Annotated in this window: 14 protein-coding genes; 5 read left to right on the top strand and 9 right to left on the bottom strand. The window is 48.2% G+C overall.

The features are described from left to right. Nucleotides 1-3: 3 nt before the first annotated feature. From BLQ17_RS17445 to BLQ17_RS17460, 4 genes are read left to right on the top strand one after another with little or no spacing between them, the layout of a single operon-like run. Entirely contained in the window at nucleotides 4-999 is a 996-nt protein-coding gene (locus tag BLQ17_RS17445; RefSeq protein WP_218121832.1) for a Bug family tripartite tricarboxylate transporter substrate binding protein, read from the top strand. Nucleotides 1,000-1,037: 38 nt separating this feature from the next. Further along, on the top strand, nucleotides 1,038-1,526 hold the full coding sequence (locus BLQ17_RS17450; RefSeq protein ID WP_092225180.1) for a tripartite tricarboxylate transporter TctB family protein: 489 nt from the start codon (nucleotides 1,038-1,040) through the stop codon (nucleotides 1,524-1,526). An 8-nt stretch (nucleotides 1,527-1,534) separates the two neighbouring features. Beyond that, nucleotides 1,535-3,040 (top strand): tripartite tricarboxylate transporter permease, encoded by a 1,506-nt coding sequence (locus tag BLQ17_RS17455; protein ID WP_092225182.1) that lies wholly within the window; start codon nucleotides 1,535-1,537, stop codon nucleotides 3,038-3,040. A 19-nt stretch (nucleotides 3,041-3,059) separates the two neighbouring features. Beyond that, nucleotides 3,060-3,464, top strand: coding sequence for a hypothetical protein (locus tag BLQ17_RS17460; protein ID WP_092225184.1), 405 nt, complete (start codon nucleotides 3,060-3,062; stop codon nucleotides 3,462-3,464). A 601-nt stretch (nucleotides 3,465-4,065) separates the two neighbouring features. Here BLQ17_RS17460 and ilvD read toward each other — a convergent pair. The 5 genes from ilvD to BLQ17_RS17485 all read right to left on the bottom strand — a co-directional run bounded on the left by ilvD (nucleotide 4,066) and on the right by BLQ17_RS17485 (nucleotide 12,580). Next, nucleotides 4,066-5,796, bottom strand: coding sequence for a dihydroxy-acid dehydratase (gene ilvD, locus BLQ17_RS17465; protein ID WP_092225186.1), 1,731 nt, complete (start codon nucleotides 5,794-5,796; stop codon nucleotides 4,066-4,068). Nucleotides 5,797-5,890: 94 nt separating this feature from the next. Further along, nucleotides 5,891-7,333, bottom strand: coding sequence for a trimethylamine methyltransferase family protein (locus tag BLQ17_RS17470; protein WP_092225188.1), 1,443 nt, complete (start codon nucleotides 7,331-7,333; stop codon nucleotides 5,891-5,893). A 128-nt stretch (nucleotides 7,334-7,461) separates the two neighbouring features. Beyond that, on the bottom strand, nucleotides 7,462-8,625 hold the full coding sequence (locus BLQ17_RS17475) for an amidohydrolase/deacetylase family metallohydrolase (RefSeq protein ID WP_245695226.1): 1,164 nt from the start codon (nucleotides 8,623-8,625) through the stop codon (nucleotides 7,462-7,464). A 167-nt stretch (nucleotides 8,626-8,792) separates the two neighbouring features. After that, the gene (locus BLQ17_RS17480) at nucleotides 8,793-10,340 is read right to left on the bottom strand and encodes a BCCT family transporter (protein ID WP_092225192.1); all 1,548 of its coding nucleotides are present in this window, start codon (nucleotides 10,338-10,340) and stop codon (nucleotides 8,793-8,795) included. Between the two features lie 185 nt (nucleotides 10,341-10,525). Further along, nucleotides 10,526-12,580, bottom strand: coding sequence for a dihydrodipicolinate synthase family protein (locus BLQ17_RS17485; RefSeq protein ID WP_092225193.1), 2,055 nt, complete (start codon nucleotides 12,578-12,580; stop codon nucleotides 10,526-10,528). Between the two features lie 518 nt (nucleotides 12,581-13,098). Here BLQ17_RS17485 and BLQ17_RS17490 point away from each other — a divergent pair. Next, nucleotides 13,099-13,869, top strand: coding sequence for an IclR family transcriptional regulator (locus BLQ17_RS17490; protein WP_176761292.1), 771 nt, complete (start codon nucleotides 13,099-13,101; stop codon nucleotides 13,867-13,869). Nucleotides 13,870-14,905: 1,036 nt separating this feature from the next. Here BLQ17_RS17490 and BLQ17_RS17505 read toward each other — a convergent pair. The 4 genes from BLQ17_RS17505 to BLQ17_RS17520 form a co-directional block, all read right to left on the bottom strand. Then, complete coding sequence (locus BLQ17_RS17505) at nucleotides 14,906-15,799, bottom strand: MBL fold metallo-hydrolase (protein ID WP_092225199.1); 894 nt, start codon at nucleotides 15,797-15,799, stop codon at nucleotides 14,906-14,908. Between the two features lie 104 nt (nucleotides 15,800-15,903). Further along, nucleotides 15,904-16,854: an Mrp/NBP35 family ATP-binding protein gene (locus BLQ17_RS17510; protein WP_218121833.1), complete on the bottom strand. Its 951-nt coding sequence runs from the start codon at nucleotides 16,852-16,854 to the stop codon at nucleotides 15,904-15,906. Nucleotides 16,855-16,920: 66 nt separating this feature from the next. Beyond that, nucleotides 16,921-17,271 carry a DUF5320 domain-containing protein gene (locus BLQ17_RS17515; RefSeq protein ID WP_092225201.1) on the bottom strand — a complete coding sequence of 117 codons (351 nt, stop codon included), beginning with the start codon at nucleotides 17,269-17,271 and terminating at the stop codon, nucleotides 16,921-16,923. A 351-nt stretch (nucleotides 17,272-17,622) separates the two neighbouring features. Then, nucleotides 17,623-19,005 carry a sigma-54 interaction domain-containing protein gene (locus tag BLQ17_RS17520; protein ID WP_092225203.1) on the bottom strand — a complete coding sequence of 461 codons (1,383 nt, stop codon included), beginning with the start codon at nucleotides 19,003-19,005 and terminating at the stop codon, nucleotides 17,623-17,625. Between the last annotated feature and the right edge of the window lie 33 nt (nucleotides 19,006-19,038).

Raw genomic sequence — 19,038 nt, forward strand, 5'->3', positions numbered from 1 at the left:
GTCATGATTCGTAACAATGTCAGAGGATTCAATGTATTCAGTAGGATGTTGGTGATGGCAGCGGTGACTAGTTTGTCTATCGCTCTAACCGCAGGTCAGAGTCTGGCGAAATATCCTGAAAAGCCAATCTCAATGATTGTCGCTTATTCGCCGGGTGGAGGGACTGACACTGCGGCTCGTGTTGTTGCCAAATACGTACAACCCTACCTTGGCAAACGGCTTATCATTCAGAACAAGCCTGGTGCCGGGGGGCAGATCGGTTTTACCAGTCTAGCACAGGCGAAAACAGATGGTTATCGCATTGGTTTTATCAATAGCCCGTCAATTGTGATGGTCAAAATGTTACGGGATAATGTTCCATACGAGATGAGCGATTTTGAACCGATCGCCAATATCCAGCTAGACCCGGTTGTATTGGTTGTAAAAGCCGACAGCCCTTATAAGACACTGGCGGATCTCGTTGAGGACGCCAAGAAAAACCCGGGAAAAATCAACGTGGGCGGTGACGGCCCCCAATCCAACAACCAACTGCAATTGATTGTTGCCGAAGATAAACTCGGTGTTGACCTCAATTTTGTTCCCTATAACGGATCTGGTCCGGCGATTACATCTCTGCTTGGCGGACAGGTGGATGCTGCGGTACCAAGTGCAACCTCGGCTACTACCCACATAAACAATGGCCGTTTGCGTGCACTGGGTGTTTTTTCGCCAGAGAGCTACAAGTACCTCCCTGGCGTCCCCACGATTAAGGAAGCAACCGGTGTAGATATTCCTTCCGTCGGTGCAGCCTCCCGAGGTATTGCCGCTCCGAAAGGAATTTCTGCTGAGCATAAAGCTTTTTTAACTAAAGCTTTTGCCGATGTTATGAAGGATAAGGGCTTTGTGGAGCAGGCAGACAAAATGGGACTTCCTCTGAAATACATGAATCCTGCCGAATATTCCGCCTATCTTGAACAGGCCGCCGCTGAAGCAAAAAAATACATTCATCTGATGAAATAGAGACCGACCGGTCAATAATAGTCAATGGGGGTAAGCGTATGACCAATGTACAGAAAAACCGAATCTTTGCCCTGGGCACCCTGATATTGTCTCTGTACCTGGGATATGAATCCTTTTCCTATCCCGGCAATTCATCACTGTTTCCTCGGGTGTTAGTAGTAGTGATGGGTTTTCTTGGTTTTCTGTTTTTTCTGCGGCAGACTTTGCTGAGCAAAAAAATAAAACCATCACCTGGCAACGACGGTACAGGTTCCTGTTCCGTGGCATCAGAGAAAAGCAGTGCGGATAAGACTGCTCTGGCTTCCGCAGGGCTGGTGTTTGGCAGTATCGGCATATACGCATTGCTTGTCGGCTTGGTGAACTATGAAGCAGCAACGGTAATCTTTATGGCGACAATGATGCCGGTGCTACGGTTTTCCAAAAAACGATGGATAATTGTAATATCATGCGGATTAATGGCGTTACTCTGGGCTATTTTCTTTCATTTGCTTGGTGTAACACGACCTGAAAGTTTAATTTTTGGCTGAGGGAACCAATGTTTGAGAACATACTTCTCGGTATAGGACCGCTTTTAAGTGTCAATATGCTGATTGCCATTGCTGGTGGAGTAACCGGTGGAGTGCTGATCGGGGTATTGCCCGGTCTCACCAGCACCATGGGAATTGCACTCCTTATACCAATCACCTTTTCCATGCCCCCGGAGGTCGGATTGGCGATGCTTGGAGGTATCTATCTGGCATCCACATACAGTGGGGCAATTAGTGGAATATTGCTTAACATTCCAGGGACTCCAGCTGCCGTTGCGACCCTGCTTGACGGCTATCCCATGACCCAAAAGGGGCAATCCACTAAAGCCCTGGCTCTTGCAACTTTTGGATCGTGTATCGGCGGGTTGATTAGTGTCGTGGCTCTCCTGTTCATAGCTCCGCCCCTTGCTGAGTTTTCATTGCGATTTGGCAGCCCCGAATATTTTCTTTTGGCGGTTTTCGGTATTACGGTTATTGCATCTCTGTCCGGCGAAGATGTCGAAAAAGGCTTGATTGCCGGAATATTCGGACTCTTGCTGAGCACCGTAGGGAATCACCCTTTGACTGGATTCATGCGTTTCACCTATGATATCCCAGCATTATTTGATGGAATCCCCCTGGTTGTTTCCCTTATCGGTCTCTATTCGATTCCGGAAGTAATTGATATGCTGACCCGCAGGAAGTCCGGCGAGAAAATCAAGCTCAACTTAGATGAATCAAATCCTTTGCGTTTTTTTCCGGAGGTGATCAGTCAGAAGGTGAATCTTATCAGGTCCAGCCTAATTGGTATAGCAGTGGGCATCATCCCCGGTGTTGGATGCAGTGTTGGGGGGTTTCTCTCCTACGATGCTGCAAAACGGTCATCAAAGAAGCCAGAAGAGTTCGGTAAAGGATCAACCGCTGGGGTTCTTGCTTCGGAAACCGCCAACAATGCTGTAACCGGAGGTACGCTTATCCCTCTGCTAACTCTCGGAGTTCCCGGCAACCCTGTGACAGCTGTACTGCTGGGCGGAATCATGATCCACGGCCTTCGACCCGGCGCGGAACTGTTTACCACCAACGCCGATATCGTCTACAGCTTTATTTTAAGCCTTTTCATATCGAATCTACTGTTTGTTCCGGTCGGATTGTTCATGGCTAAATATTGTGTGAGATTGATTCAGATTCCCCGGTCGATTCTTGCACCGGCAATCATGGCAATGGCAGTAATTGGATCTTATGCGATTCGTGGTTCGATGGAAGATGTCTGGATCATGTTGTTCATTGGTTTTTGTGGTTTTGTCATGCATTTTTTTGCTGTACCCAGGGCGCCGATGGTTCTGGGACTTGTGCTTGGAACGATGGCCGAGGGAGAATTAAGCCGCTCATTGTCACTTATTCATGGGGATGTGGGAGCATTTTTAATCCAGCTTGTTACTCGGCCCATCTCACTGGTTATTCTCATTCTCTGTATTTTATCACTTGTGCAAGGTATCAGACAGCAAATCAAAAAAAACTCCGTTTATGAAAATTAGAATTTAAAGGAGAAAAATTATGAAACGATATATTACCTATCTTGCGATCCTCACCTTGTGTGCACTGGTTTTCGGCTGCAAGAATGTGGATACCAGTTCATCCATGAAACCGACAACTGCTGAAATCGTCGTCGACAGCCCAGTGAAACTTGACGAGAAAGGAGTGATCGGAGTCAGTGGTAAAGGATTTGAACCGGGAAGCAAAGTTGTAGTGCTGTTTGTTACAATCGACGGAGTGCAAAGTGACATCGGCTACGCACTCGATCCTGAACCTGTTGCTGATGCGGTCGGTACCTGGAAAAGCGAGTGGTCCTATGGTCGGTTGGTTAAGAAGAATTTGGTAAAGGAGGGGCGCTACACGATGTCTGTAGCAGATGAGGATTTTAACGAATTAACTTCAGCCAGTATAGTCTTTGAGAAATAATGTGGTCAACACAACGGGCAGGATTTGTTGTCAGGCAGAGCTGCCTGAGGTAGTTGTATGAATTTCACGACCTCGGTTAGCAGTTTAAACTTATAATTCAAGCTAGTTAGCTAAAGGATGTCGTGAACCGGCCAGGATTTTTCGGAGACAGTTTTCATTTGTATGCCTCACAACCTCGCCTGACAGAGCGCAATTCCCAAATAGGGTACCGCATATCCCTTTTAAAAAACCATTATATTTTGTAGATGCTTTTTAAAAAGGGATATGCTCCCCCTGTTAAGACGAACGCCAACCCATCATTCATGCTGACACTGATCTTGGCGCCAAATTCAGTTTTCTTGCTGGCCTTCCCACGCACTATCTGTCAATCAGCGTTGCCAATCGCCCCCTCCCAGCCCCGATAGGTTGCCCCCTTTTGCTCAGTCGTCTTTTTTCTCAAAATCTCTTAACACACTAATTATACGATATTTTAAGAAACATAACATCATCACTTCTCACTGGTTATGGACTCAATTTAGACGCTGTAAGGAGTCATTTATCGGCGCTGATCCACAGCAGAATAGCTTTGCCGACAATCTCCAGGGGCAGGTCAATAGAACGTTTAGACATTTCTACCCCTTAGTATGCTCGCCCCCCTTGAGGTTTCACTGGCCAAGCGAGTAAACAGTCCCAGGGGTCCGGTTTTGCTGTTTGTAAATTTCTTTAGCTTTTTTGAACGCTCGTTCAGGATCAGTTGTATTTCTTCAGTTGTCTTGGCAACACCACGAATACCGACAATATCAAGCGAGCGGTTAGCTACGCTGATTCTTATCAGGTCATTCTCCTCAACTAATGCGATGGGGCCGCCGACAGCTGCCTCAGGAGTAACATGACCGATAGCGGGCCCACGAGATGCTCCGGAAAAACGGCCGTCCGTGACCAGGGACACAGTAGATCTTAATGCTTCTTTGGTGTGGAGGGTTTCAGTTGTCTTGAACATCTCCGGCATGCCAGAACCTTTAGGTCCTTCATAACGAATAACAATCACATCCCCGGCATTGATATCCCCTTTTTCAATGGCCGCAATTGCATCTTCTTCTGAATCAAAAGGCCGGGCTGGACCCTCATGCTCGTGCATTTCCACAACAACCGACGCATGCTTTACGACGGAACCTCCTGGAGCCAGATTCCCCTTCAGTACAGCCAGTCCCCCGTCTTTCTTGTAAGGGGTTTTTAAAGGCTGTATAACTTCTTCCGGGCGGACCTTGTAGTTTTTAAGCCACAGCGCATTCTGTGCAAAAAAACCTCGCGATTCTAATTCTTCCAGATTTTCGCCGACGGTTTTTCCGGTAACGGTCAAAGCCTCCAGGTGAAGGTGGTCCTTTAATGCCCGCATGACCCCGGGAACACCACCAGCAAACCAGAGAAGCTGGGTGGGCCACTTACCGCTGAGCTGCATACTGCACAGGACAGGAATTTTTCTGTGGATACAATCAAAATCGTCCGGGGATATATCGATACCTGCCTGGTCTGCAATTGCTGGTATATGCAGCAGGGCGTTGGTGGAACCGGAAACAGCCGCATGGATCATAATTGCATTTTCAAAGCTCTCGCGCGTCAAAATTTTTCCGGGGGTAATGCCGCTTTTGAGCAGGTTCAAAACCTGGCTGCCGGCATTGTCTGCATACTGTCGAATAAAGTTGGACCAAGCCGGCATCAGGGCATTACCAGGCAGGGAAAGCCCCAGGGCCTCTGCCATAATCTGCATGGTTGCAGCGGTACCCATATATTGACAGGCCCCGCTTGACGGACAGGCACTTGCCTGAAAGAAAAGCTGTTCCTCTTCACTCATTGTCCCTTGCTGAACCAGTTCCCGGGTTTCGTAGCATTTGACAGCGGTGATGAAGTCTGGCCCAGGCATCATCGAACCGCCGCAGAAGTGAATTGCAGGGATATCGAGGCTGGCAATGGCCATAAGATGAGCGGGGCTCGATTTATCGCAGGAAGAGAACGTTATCAAGGCATCATAGGGTAAGGATCGGCAATGAATTTCCACAATTGCCGCTATAAGATCCCGTGAAACCAGAGAGTAGTTCATCCCGTCATGACCGCAAGCCACCCCGTCACAGATATCGGTTACTGTATATACTGCCGGTTTCCCGCCGGATTTGTAAACTCCGATACGAGATTCTTCAACCAGCTGATTTAGGTGCCTACTGCCGGGGTGACTATCGCCGTAGGCGCTTTCCAGCAGTACGTGCGGTTTACTTAAATCGTCAGGAGTCCAGCCAGTTCCCAGCAAAAGGGGATCGGCCTCCGGATTAACAATTCGGGTATGCTGACTACGTAACATAATCGTCATTCTCCATGGAATTTATCTGAGCTTTTTCATCGTTTGTTCATAAATTGACGATGGGATTGGCCGGCCCATATCCCCACGACTCCTGTCATATTGCTACCGAGACTCTCTTTTCTGCGTATTTCCGTAAATCAAGTTCTATGTCCTTGGGCAGTAAGCTGTCAGGGGAATTTGCCAATATCTCTTTACTTCTCAAATGGCCACGATCTTCTGCATTCAGACTGCCACCTTTTTGCCATTTGTTATAAGTATCCCAATCAGCGATACTAGGTTGCCAACGGCTGCGGCATTTTTTCAGCGTGCTGGGGTTCATCAGGTAATTGCCCTTGTGCGCCTCCTGCTGGATCAAGTCGACACTCAGGTCGGTATCGTCGCCCGAGATACCTTCCATGACCCTTACTACCCTTTCAATGCTTTCTACATCCAGTAGATATTTCCCCAGGGATACAGTCATCTGACTTTCCATTGTGCCCAGTACATTATTGAGAAAATGCGCCCCGGCAAGGATCGGCATGAACAGGTTCTGCATGACCTCGGCACCAGCTTGGTAGTCTATCGCTTTGGAATCTGTCAGGCCCCCCATCACTCTGGTGGGTAAGAGATATTGGTCGAGCGCCATCTGGAGTCCGACCATAACTATCAAGTTACTTTCAGGAGATCCGCAAATATAGGAGCCACTGCGCATATCGGCCACTGTACCTCCTGGCACGTAAACAATCGGCGTTCCAGGTGCTGTTAATTGCGCAAGTACCAGACCACCAAGAATTTCTGTATTCATCAAAGTGGCGGTACCCAACAAACTTATGGGTCCGGAGACACCCGCCATGATGCACGAGTTGATATATAACGGCTGACGATGTCTTGCGTAGGTGAGGATCGTTTCTGACGCAGTTCTGGCGTATTTAAGGGGGGATAAGGGACACACAGGGGCAGCAACAACATGCTCTTCCCAAACCTGCGCAGAACTTCCATAGGCGATTTCTACCATCTTGAACATATTCAGGACATCTTCACCCAAAGAGGAAAAAGCCCAGATAGGTTTGTCCGTATGGCGCAGTATCTGGTATAACATCTGGAAAGTTTTATGCTTTGGCTCCAGGTCACTTGGGTCGACTGGCAATCCCCCAACGACGCTTACGCTATCCAGGGCATGAGAGAGTTTGGTCAGGTTGATAAAATCTTCCATAGTTCCCGGGCGCCTGCCATTCTCAGGGTCGTAGATGTTGACCGGGCCGTACGCCCCGGAGAGAACCAGCCGTTTTTGACGATGTCCTACAAGGATTGATCGGGCATCATTGCGGCCCCTGTGCCGATATGTTGAAGGTGCGCTTTGAATCGCATCGTCGACCATCTTCTCGTCAATAAAGACTGTACGGCCTTCGACCCTGGCACCGTGTTTTTTAAATATTGCCAAGGCCTCCTCAGATTCAAAGACAATTCCTGTCTCCGCAAGAATTCTCAGAGTGGCGTCATGTAGACGAGTCATCTGATCAGGAGATACAGGTTTGAGGGAACATGCTGCAAGCGACATATACTTTCTCCTTAATATTTTGTACCAGAATTCATAAGAGACAGAGTTTTCTCATGAAAAACAATCTGTCGGGATCATCAGTGTCAATGTTTTTCATATGAGATCAACAAGGATTTTCAACCGCAGGACTACCTATTTCTCAGGCTCTTTCCCCAGATCAATTCTCCATCTTTAATTGTCATTTTAGGTGAAAATCTTTGATCGAAACAGAGCGTTTTTTCGCACGTATCCGAATAGTTGAAATTTCCTCTCTCTATTTCGAGTACAGCTATATCAGCAGGCCTTCCGACTGCCAGCGTGCCAGCTTTTTCAGTAATATTTATTGCCTGGGCGGGACGAAGGGTTACCCTCTCGATAATTTCAGATACGCTTAGACCTAATCCAAGAAATTTGCTCATGGTTGCCGGTAAGTCATATGCCGGTCCGTCAATACTGAACACATGAAGATCCGAACTGATCACGTCCGGATAGAAACCTTTTTTGATCAGTTTTTCGGCTGTATCAAAAGAAAAACTTCCGCTGCCGTGACCGATATCAAAAAGCACTCCACGCTTCCGAGCCTCGATAGCCTCGGTGACAACGTTACCTTGGCCATCGATCAAAGAATTAGGATCGCCCCTGAATGCGTGGGTCAGGATATCACCCTTTTCCAGTACCGGAAGAATCTCTTCAACCGTTGCGGGCGGCGTCCCGATATGAACAGCTAAGGGTTTTTTTAAAGAAAGAGAAACCTTCTTGGCAGTACGCAACGCAACCACTCCATTAGTGCCGGCAGCATCCGAACAACATCTTATTTTTATTCCCCGTATAATACTATGATACTGAGTACCTGCCTGGATAGCTCGATCAGGAATTGCCATTCTGAGATCTTCAAGCTCGCCGACATATACGGAAACATCCGGGGCGTAGACAGCTCCACTCAGCCCATTGAAAGCAATATTTAAAAAAGAATAGAGATTCAACTGAGATTTTTTTACGATGTGCTCAATAAAACCGGATATATTAGCAGCACCACATGTTCCAAAGTCCACAAGAGTTGTCACACAGCTTTTGGGTCCGATTTTATCGGCATCAACACCCCATCCACCGCCCCAACATATATGAGTATGAAAATCTATAAGACCTGGACAAACCAATAAGCTATCAACACTATATTCCAATGCGGAAGACTGATTGATTGTCTTGTCAATTGCGGCAATAAAGCCATTTTTAACCGCAATATCTCCAACCATGTCCAATTCGCAGAAAGGATCGATAATTCTCCCACCTTTTAAAACGAAATCAAAATTCACTTTTCCCAATCCTCCGTAAAGGCTATCTCACTAAAAACAGCTGGATATTTTAGAGAACTTTTCTTTCCTTACAAAGAACATTAAACCGGCGGGTATATAAATCATGAACTACCAGTGGTACCCGCCGGATTAACAGTTAAAAGATAGCAACGGTTCCGATTACGGGATCACAAATCCCCTGTATCAGCCATCTTCAGCATTTTAACAATCGAATACATATAAACGATCAAAACAACGAAGAATGGGGCTCCACAAACAATAGCAAGTGATTTTATTGCATCAAAATTCCCTACACTCACTGATACCAGACCAAAAAAACCTATTACGGCTCCCCATAAGATTCGCATTGTTATTTTGGGATCACTCTCACCTTTTGCAACTTGCATGGAGATGAAGTATGTCGTCGAGTCGTATGTCGTTATACCGTAGATGATGGTACTTACGAAAACAAAGACGGTGGTGATACTGGCAAAAGGATATTGTTCGAGTATGACGTAAAGCGTACTCCCCACGTCATTTTTAATACTTTCGTATATTGGAAATGCTCCGGATATTTCAATATGAGCTGCTATTGAACCCATTATTCCAAAGAGGATAAACGTCATTGCCGTTGGTAATATCACCGAGCCCAGAACATATTCTTTTATTGTCCTTCCTTTAGAAATTCGTGCAATAAATCCCCCGCAGAAAGGTATATAACTTGCCCACCATAAAATAAAGAAAACCAACCACCAATTATTCCAACCTCTTGTTTGCCATTCCCCATTGACAAATGTCCCTGCATCTCCCCAGAGGGAAGCTGAAAAGAAATTATTTAAATAGAGCCCAAGAGCTTCAAATATGTTGGTGAAAATATAGTTCGTAGGCCCAACAATAAGTAAGAAAATACACAATGCAGCACTCATCCATATATTGACAAGGCTTAGAAATTTTATTCCTCGTTTAATACCACTTGATGCAGAAGCAACAAACGCTGCCACAAGAAAAATCATCGAAATGACTTTTCCGGTAAAACCAACTTCGATTCCCAGAAAACTGCTCAAACCAAAACCAATCATGGTTATACCGAAACCGAGTGCAGCCGCTGTTCCGCCTAAACTGGCGACCGCACCGAGAACATCAGTGGCCTTACCCCACTTGTTTGTGTAGGCTTTTTCTTTGAATATGCCATAGAGTCCTGCTGCGAGATTGATTGGCTTACCTAGTCGGTAAGCCGGAAACGCTATTGCTAATCCACCAACTGCAAACAGCATCCAACCATGAATACCCCAATCCATGAAGACACTCTGCAAAGCCATCGGAACCCCTCCAGGTTTCCCAGTCTGCCCTGCATTTGCGATCATTGCGGAGGTATCTAAGTGATACATGATCTCAGCACCTGTCCACATCCATACACCCAAACCAAACCCAGCACTGAACATCATTGACACCCACGCCAGGGTACTGAATTCCGGTTGGTCATCCTCTTTGCCCAGTTTTAGTTTTCCATACCGACTGAAAGCCAACCAGAATCCGAACAAAATTACGATAAGAGCACTTACCTGAAATCCCCAGGCGAAGTTAAAAATGAGCCATTTGTTGATGGTGTCGAAAAAAGCCTGAAATCCCTTATTGTCAAAAACAATGAGTCCAACAGCTGCCGTTAATGTGGCCATAAGCGGGTAGAATACATATTGATCGTATTCACCAAATATCGATTCAAAAATTTTTTTCATTGCTACTTCCCCTTATAAATAATGATGTTTTCCTCCCGATCAGCAACGGTGCACTGTCACTAACCAGGAGTTTGCAGATGCATCCACGTTGATAAGGTTAGCCTTTTAAAATTTGCCAGCATGATCTTTCATTGTTGCGATAGGCGATGCAGAAATGACCTCGACATATCTCTTCTTGATCGGGTTTAACCGTTCACCTCTACTACTTCAGCCAACATGTTCTTCAGTAGTTTCCTGCCATCACAATCAACCGTCGCAGATTGTCGACTGCCGATCACTCCCGTTTGAACCAATATGTTGTGGAGTTGTCTCCTTCCTGCTCGATCAACCGTCGCAGACGGCCTCCTCGCATGGCCACATTCATAGCCCTGAACCTCAACGGATGCCTTAAGCGACCCAGGAAAGGGAAGGCCAAAGACCACCTCCATGATCTTGCAGAGTTTGCGGTGGCACTCCTGGGCCCTTTTCACTTCACCCGCCTGGTAGGCGTCGTAGATTTCACGGCACAGTGCCGGTGCGACACTGGCTCCCACGCCCATGAAACCTTCGCCGCCACATGCCATGGTGCCAAGGAAGACCTCATCAAGGCCGCTGAGTACCGAAAAAGACTGGTGGCGAGTCGCGTTTATGATGGCCACAGTGCTCGTAAGGTCGGCCACGTTTTTGATACCTACGATATTTTTCTCACGAGCCAGCTCAGCGATTGATTCGGTGGACATAGTGACGTTGGTCGCATCCGGGTAATGGTAGATCATCACCCCCGGCTTGGAAAAGCGGGCAATTTCCTTGTAGAAAGCCAACGCGCCCTCCTCGGTGGTTGCCGGATCATACGGGGTCATAACCAGCACATAATCTGCACCTACTTCACCGGCGTAGGAACACAGATCCTTTGTCCATTTGGTCGTATTGGCCCCACAGCAGGCGACAATCTTGAGCTTTCCGGCGGCGGCATCAACAGCGGTTTTAAAGAGCAGCTTACGCTCTTCAATGGAAAGAGATGGAAATTCGCCGGAATTGCCCCCCACAAGGATTCCATCAAGGCCGTTTTCGATACAACGGTTAACCTGTACAGCGATATTTTTTACATCCAGGCTCTCGTCACGTAGCATTGGCGTGGGCATGGCGGCATAGACGCCGGTAATTTCCTTGGGTGAGCTGACGGTACGATTTTCAAGGAAATCACGGGTGCTTTCGAAAGTGAGGTTGCCCACGCTCTGGACAGCATTAACCCGTGTTCTTTCCGCATCATAAAACACCCGGTTACAAAGGGTGATTGCAACCTCTTGCCCTCCGGTTTCAACGACAACCTTTGCATCCGGTTCAGCCGCCTTCACATCCAGAAGACAGTAACCAATGCTTTTTTCCACGGTGTATCCGTAGTTGGCGGTGGTTACCTTGCCAACTACCTTACCCTTGACCTTGACCGGGCTTTCATTTTCAATATCGATTTCATCGTCTTCAGCAACGAAACCCATCAATTTGCGGGTAATACCTGCTTTCTTGACTTTTTCGAGTGCTTTTTTACCAATGAAATCCTTGTCCCATTTCACCGACCATCCCATGCCCAGCTCCAGGGGATTGTTTCCCCTAAAATCCCGGACGGTAACCAATCCCTTTTCAGTGGGAACACTTTCCATGGTGACATCACTTTCGATCAGTCGGCCTCCATATTTCTTACCAGCTTTCAGAAGGGTTTCAACAATACGGTCGATGCGGGTTTTATCGGCAAAAATTTCAAATCCAAGCTCCCCGGTAAAGCCGGTACGAGAAAGGATGACCGGCACTCCACCCACCTGATTTTCCATGAAAGTGTAGTATTTCATGTCGGTCATATCCTGGACCAGACAGGAAGCCAGGAGCCGGCGGGAATCCGGACCCTGGATTGCCCAGAGGACAATCTCTTCGGACAAATCCTCAAAAGATACCGCACAATTGGTCCGGTGCTCATTAAACCAGCGCAGGGTATCGTTCTTGAAAGCCGAGATCACCCAGAATTTCTCATCGTGAAAGCAGTAGACGGTGACATCGTCAATCATCTGAGCCTGCTCATTCAGCATACTGGTGTAAGTGACCTGGCCTGGAACGAGGCGGCCAATATCGTTGACACACATGCCTTCGAGGAAGGCGCGGGCATCTTCACCTTTAATCTCCATCAGGCCCAGGGTGAAATCATAGATGGCCACTCGATTTCTGATTTGTTCGTGGTCCAGCCTTCTGGCAAAGTCATTCTTTTTGCTCATTTTTTTCTCCGTTATTTCAAGCTATCACTTTAACACTGCGCGTCACTGACAACGCTTTACCTGGCCGACTTATCAGCTTTCCAAAGAGATTTAACACCTCCCTTTCCTTCCCAGCAACGACCGAAACCCGCTCTTTATTGGAAATAGCACAATTGTTTTTCAACCAGCCCCGTCTGACGATTTCTCAAAATTCACGACTGACGGAAACCGTCACTAGTCAAAAGCATGCGTCATACATATTATGACACATGTTCGTTATTTATGACTGTTTATCACTATATCATACACATGTCAACGACATTGTCTAAATTTTACAAGACTGTCATATCCCTAATATTGATGTAAACTCGAAATTTACTGATAAATTACCTTACCTGTCGAATACTTACCTACCAAAACCACTTGAAAGAAAAAAATAATTATGTCATATTTATTATGACACAATGAGGCTTAAAACTTCTCATTGGCATAAAAGTGTTACCGATCAAGACCACTCAAACATCGTCAAGGTTAGTGCTATGACAACCAAAACTGAAAAAACCATTTACAAAATTTCCACCCTTGAGAAGGGATTAAATATTTTAGAAATCCTGGCGGAAAACGGCAGTCTGTCCGTGACGGAGCTTGCGAAGCTCTCGGGTCAGAACCGGAGCGCCAGCCACCGTTTTCTCGCAGCTCTTAAAGACCTGGGCTACCTCCACCAGGGGGCAGATTCAAAGTACAGCCTCTCATTGAAGCTTTTTGAGATTGCCAACAAGATTGACGACATAGACACTGTTCGCTCTCTCGCCAGATCGTTTATGCGTGAACTGTCGAATCTTTATGGCGAGACGGTTAACCTGGGTCGTCTCGACGGCTCAGACATTATTGTCGTGGATGCCGTGCTTGGAACAGAAGTGATAAAATTTGATTCCCATATCGGAGATCGCTCTCCGGCCCACACATTGGCAATGGGAAAGGCTATTTTGGCTAGCAGAAGTGATGAAGAACAACAAGAATATTTGAACAAATGTGTTTTCAAGGCCCTGACCTCACATACCATAACCGATAAGCAAAGCCTTCAAAGCGAGCTCGTTAAAATTAAGAACCAGGGATACTCTATTGATGATGAAGAGTGGGCATTGGGTTTGCGCTGCATTGCGATCCCGATTTTCAACGCCCCACTCCCCTCCTATGCTATTTCAGTCTCAGGCCCGACTTCTCGCATGAATCCGGAAAAGATTGAAAAATTGCGAAGCGATCTCATGATGGCCGGTCGAGCAATTTCGGATCAGCTGAGGCAGGGATGAAATATTCGTATGCGCCAACTAAACAACCCACGTATTCAATGGCAGCCGAGGGGGTGATAAACTGCAACAAGAACAGGAATGTCTCTTGCCCATCGTCCCAACGTAAGCGGTTAAAGAAGCCAATCTGTTATGCAAACTGCACCAGGGGCGATTCAGAAGAAAAAACGACGGCAATCACAGATTACTTACGAACGAAGAGAGCGAAATACTCGTTAACTTGAGCTGAGAATTTTCCATTTCCAACTGAGGCAAAAAACAATACTTGCTCTGGCAATCAGCCGAAATATGAATCTTCGCCCCCTAAAATAAAGCGAAATCAGGACCAGCCTCTAACAATTCAGACCGATTCGACAATGGCAGAGATCAGAAGGCATACCACCTTGTATCATCTTGCTGAATTTACGAAACAAATAGACTCTCACCTCTTGATAAATTCCGGGCAATGTATATCTTGATATAAGTTTAAACATCTTTCCACACAACCATTGGGAGAAGACACATGAGCCACGGCAAACACCAACATAAGCATAGCCACACCCACGAACATAAACACGAGCATGAACACACACATAAGCATGGAGACCAGGAGCACAGCCATCCACACCATCACGTTCACACTCATGCCCACAATTTTGAACACGAACACGAGCACACCCATCCTGGAGATGAATCAAGTCATGGACATAAACATGACCCAAAAGATGTAATTCACGAGCATGACCATGATCGTCACGAGAACGAAAGCCACGACCACGAGCATTAAAAGTCGGCCGTGACTTTTTCATTGCCACTACAGCCTATCTATTTCATGACATGGGCCTCCAGCACTTCTTTAATTAGCTGTTGAAGTTGCTGAGCCCATGTTATGACTGACCATTCCCTTTCCCACTCGTTTTTTACAAAGCAGTTACAACAGCTGGCGCTCCTGTCCACCTTCACAGCGCCGGCAAGATGAAGCCCATATTTCACATCTGTTGCTAAAACGCAACAATGAATGGCTTTCCCCACAAATCATCTTCAAACACTGAACCGATTTTCAAGCTGCTGTCATGGCAGAGCGATGGCTGATGGTAAGCTGGCTCTGGTGATCGATCCGACAGATCATACCGGCCATACCCGGGCAGACGCGTTCGCCGAAAGTGTCCTGCAGGATCGCGACGGCTGCCTCGCCGGTACAGTGACAGGGCACGATCAGTTCCGGGTTGTATGCCTGGAGTGCTGCTACAGTTTGCCTTAAACGTTGCGGGCCTGCGCTCTGCAGGTGAAATCCCCCGATTATCGCTCTGATCCGTCGATCACCGGTTAACCTGCTGACGTAGTTTATGGTGTTGATGAGGCCGGCATGGGCGCAGCCGACGATTACAATCAGCCCTTGTGTGGTTTCCATCCATAGGGCGAGGTCGTCGTCGATGGGGTCTGGACGCAGACCGACACAGTCGAGGAAAAATGAACTGCCGTTCTCCTCGAATGAAGAGAGTCTTGGAATCGGGCCAGTCACACCGATACCTGGGCCCAGATGATCCTCACGTTGCAGCCAGTGCAGTTTTTCCATGGGCACCCGGTTAAGCGCCATCTGGGAAATCGTCGGCATCTTGATCGATTTCGGTACCCCCGCCACGATACTGCAACGAGGCGCAACAGCAGCGGGATGAAGGTAGATTTCCGCCTGGGGAGCGAGCCTTAAAATCTGCGACAGTCCGCCGCTGTGGTCATAATGCCCATGGCTGAGAACGATCGAGTCCGTTTCGGCTAAATCAATACCTAGCAGGGAAGCATTTTCGACCAGCAGTCCGCTTTTTTGGCCGGTATCGAAGAGGATGTGCCGGTTTCCGACTTCAACCCAGAGACTGAAGCCATGCTCAGTGGTGAGACCGGCAGCGGCCCGGTTGTCTACAAGAATGGTGATCCGAGGTGAAACTGTTGATGTCATGTTGTGATAAATAGTAAATTTTGGTGAAAAATGCGTCCAGACAAAGGACTGCTTAGTTTATGCTGCCCCGCAGCGTATAAGCAATAGTCGGTTTTTACATCAGTTCAAACAGATGATGCTGATTCTACAGCTAACCGTTTGGACCGGTTTGGGCCTTTTGCCGAAATCAGTGACAAAAGTGGTGCTACGACCCGGTTCATAATTTCAGCCGTCCGACTGTCAGCAAACTGCTCGAGAAAAGGGCTTCCCCGATCGCCAGCCCAGGCAATATCCGGATCGATGGGGATTGAGCCCAGAAAAGGAATCTCCATGTCTTGAGCGATCTTTCGCCCCTCTCCTTCCGGGAGGATACTGGTGATTTCCCCACATTTTGGACATACAAAACCATTCATATTCTCCACTACGCCAAGAATCGGCACCTGCAGGCGCCGACAGAAAGTCACCGTTTTACGGACGTCGATGGCAGCTATTTTTTGCGGCGTTGTGACGAGGATCGCACCGTCAAGATTGTCTATAAGCTGGCAAACCGACAACACCTCATCACCGGTACCGGGAGGTGAGTCGACAACAAGGCAGTCGAGATCGCCCCAGGCGACATCAGCCAGGAATTGCTTGATCGCGGCTATTTTCCGCGGTCCGCGCCAGATGAGCGCTTCGTCGTGGTTGTTGAGGACAAAGCCGATGGACATTACCATCAGGTTCCCGTAACTGATCGGCAGCAGATCATTGCCGTCCCCGTGCAGCTTTTCGTTCTCCAAACCGAGCATGGTTGGAATGCTCGGGCCATGGATGTCAACATCCAACACCCCAACGCGCTTGCCGGACCGTGCCAGACTGATAGCCAGATTGACCGCGACCATGCTCTTGCCAACGCCGCCTTTGCCGGAAAGGACGATTATCTTATGCTTGATGCGGCAGAGCCGGGATTGCAGACGCTGTTGTTCGCGGTTTTCTTTTTCGCTCTTATTGGCCCGGCGGGTTGCAGCCGAATGCTCTTTCTGCTGGCAGGTGCTGCATGTCTCCAGCATTTCCAACCCGGAACTCTTAAGTTTCATCGATTGTTCTTCTCCTGCTCCCCATCTCCGGCGCCAGCCTGGTTATGTGGAGTTGTTAAATTCCGTTTACTCAGACTCGAGAGCCTGCAGGCGGACGTTTATCTGCTCGAGTTCTTGTTGCAGAACCGCAGCCTGATTCTTCAGGATGCTTTTCTCTGTTGCAGGATCTGGTGAAGCAGATCGTCCGGATCCGCTAAGGAGCAAACGGTTTGTTCCTCCAGCGGGCGGGGCCATATTCCGCCACCCTCTACGGCCAAAATCCTGTCTCCAGGCGGGGCAGTTTCGGCCATACCCATAGCCGCCGCGGCCGGTGGAGTTGTTGGCAAATCCCGTCATCCCCCTGTCGCTGCAAAATCTACCAGCACGACCGGTCATCACTCCATAACCCATCGGTCCGGTTCCATCTCCTCCTGGCATAGCTAACCTCCTTACTAAGTTATGAACACCTTGAATAAAGAGTCTCTTGGATCAATCTCCGGATTGCGGGTGAAAAATGTACCTGCAGTATAAAATATCTACCCGTGCCTTGATCTTGAACGAAAGCTTCATTTATTCAAGATACCCTTGTGTTACCTTATTTTTTCAGGCGATTCCTACCTCTTGATATAATTTATAGAGCAAGGACAATGCCAACAGACAGGGTAATCCGGATTATATCGATAACCATTTGAATATATAAGATATAAACGAGAAAAACTGAAGTATTGAGGATGGCTATAGGTGCAAAAGTGCACCTATAGCCATGGTTGGACAGGTGCAATTTTGCTACTATTGCTGAGTGTCTCGACTGCGGCCATCTCGTTCGGGAAACGGCACGCCGAGTTGTTTCATACGACGCAGCAGCGTTGTTTTATGAATCCCCAACTCTCTCGCTGCGGCCAGTCGATTAAAACCGTTGCGGGCCAGCGCCGCTTCGATAGCTTGGGTATCGATTACGGAACGGATAGTGCGCAGGTCGGTGGTCCTTCCGGCGGCAAGCGTCGGCTTCAGCATCTCCGGGGGCAAGTGGCTATTATTGATCGTTCCGGTTCTGCAGAGAATAAAAGCGTGTTCTATCGTATTTTCCAGCTCCCGAATATTACCCGGCCAGTCATAAGCCATCAGAAGGGCAAGGGTCTCAGTGCTGACGCCGCTGACGTTTTTTTGCTGGCAGCGGTTGAAGCGGTCGATAATACTCTCGGTCAGCATCGGGATGTCCTCCTTGCGCCGCCTCAGGGGCGGTAATTCGAGGCGGATAACATTGATACGGTAGTAGAGATCCTCGCGAAACAATCCCTGTTTCAACAGCTTGGCCAGATCCTGATTTGTGGCCACGATAACCCTTGCGGTGGTCGTTTCCGTGCGTACCGCCCCGAGAGGTTCAAAGCTCTTCTCCTGGAGCACCCGCAGCAGCTTGACCTGCAGTGCCGGGGTGATTTCGCCTATTTCATCCAGGAAGATAGTGCCGCCCCGGGCGAGGGCGAAACGACCTGGCTTATCCCGGTTCGCTCCAGTGAACGCCCCGGCTTTGTAGCCAAAGAGTTCCGATTCGAGCAAACTGTCGGGCAGGGCACCACAATTGACGGCGATGAATGGGCCGCGACTGTGCAGGCTGAGGTTGTGTATGGTTCGTGCCACCAGTTCCTTGCCCGTACCGGTCTCACCGAGAACCAGTACCGTGCTTGGGCTGGCGGCGATAGCCGGCATGATTTGGAAAAGTCGCTGCATTTCTGCGTTTTGGCTTGTCATGGTGCCGAGATGGGTTTTCCCTGCGAGTTCCCGGCGCAGGGCCTCGACCTCAGAAAGGTCACGAAAAGTTTCGGCGCCACCGATAATCCGGTTCCTCTCATCGCGCAAAACTGCAGTGGAGATGCTGATCGGGATGCGGTTGCCGCTGGCATTGATGAAGACCCCAGCTCGACCGATGATCGGCCGCCCGTCTTTCACGGTCTGGGCGAGGGGGCAATCTTCACCGCACATATTGGAGCGCAGTACTTCTGAGCAGGAACGACCGATCGCTTCTTCCCGGGGAATTCCCGTAATCTCCTCTGCCGCCCGGTTAAAGGAGGTTACCTGCCAATCGCTGTCGACAGTGAAGACACCGTCTGAAATACTCTCAAGGATCACCTCGGTAGAGGCACTTTTTTTTACGGGAATTCTGGAGATTGCCATGGGATGGTCCTGTTCGAAAATTTTTTGTGCGTA

The organism is Desulforhopalus singaporensis (assembly GCF_900104445.1).
Classification (GTDB): Bacteria; Desulfobacterota; Desulfobulbia; order Desulfobulbales; family Desulfocapsaceae; genus Desulforhopalus_A; species Desulforhopalus_A singaporensis.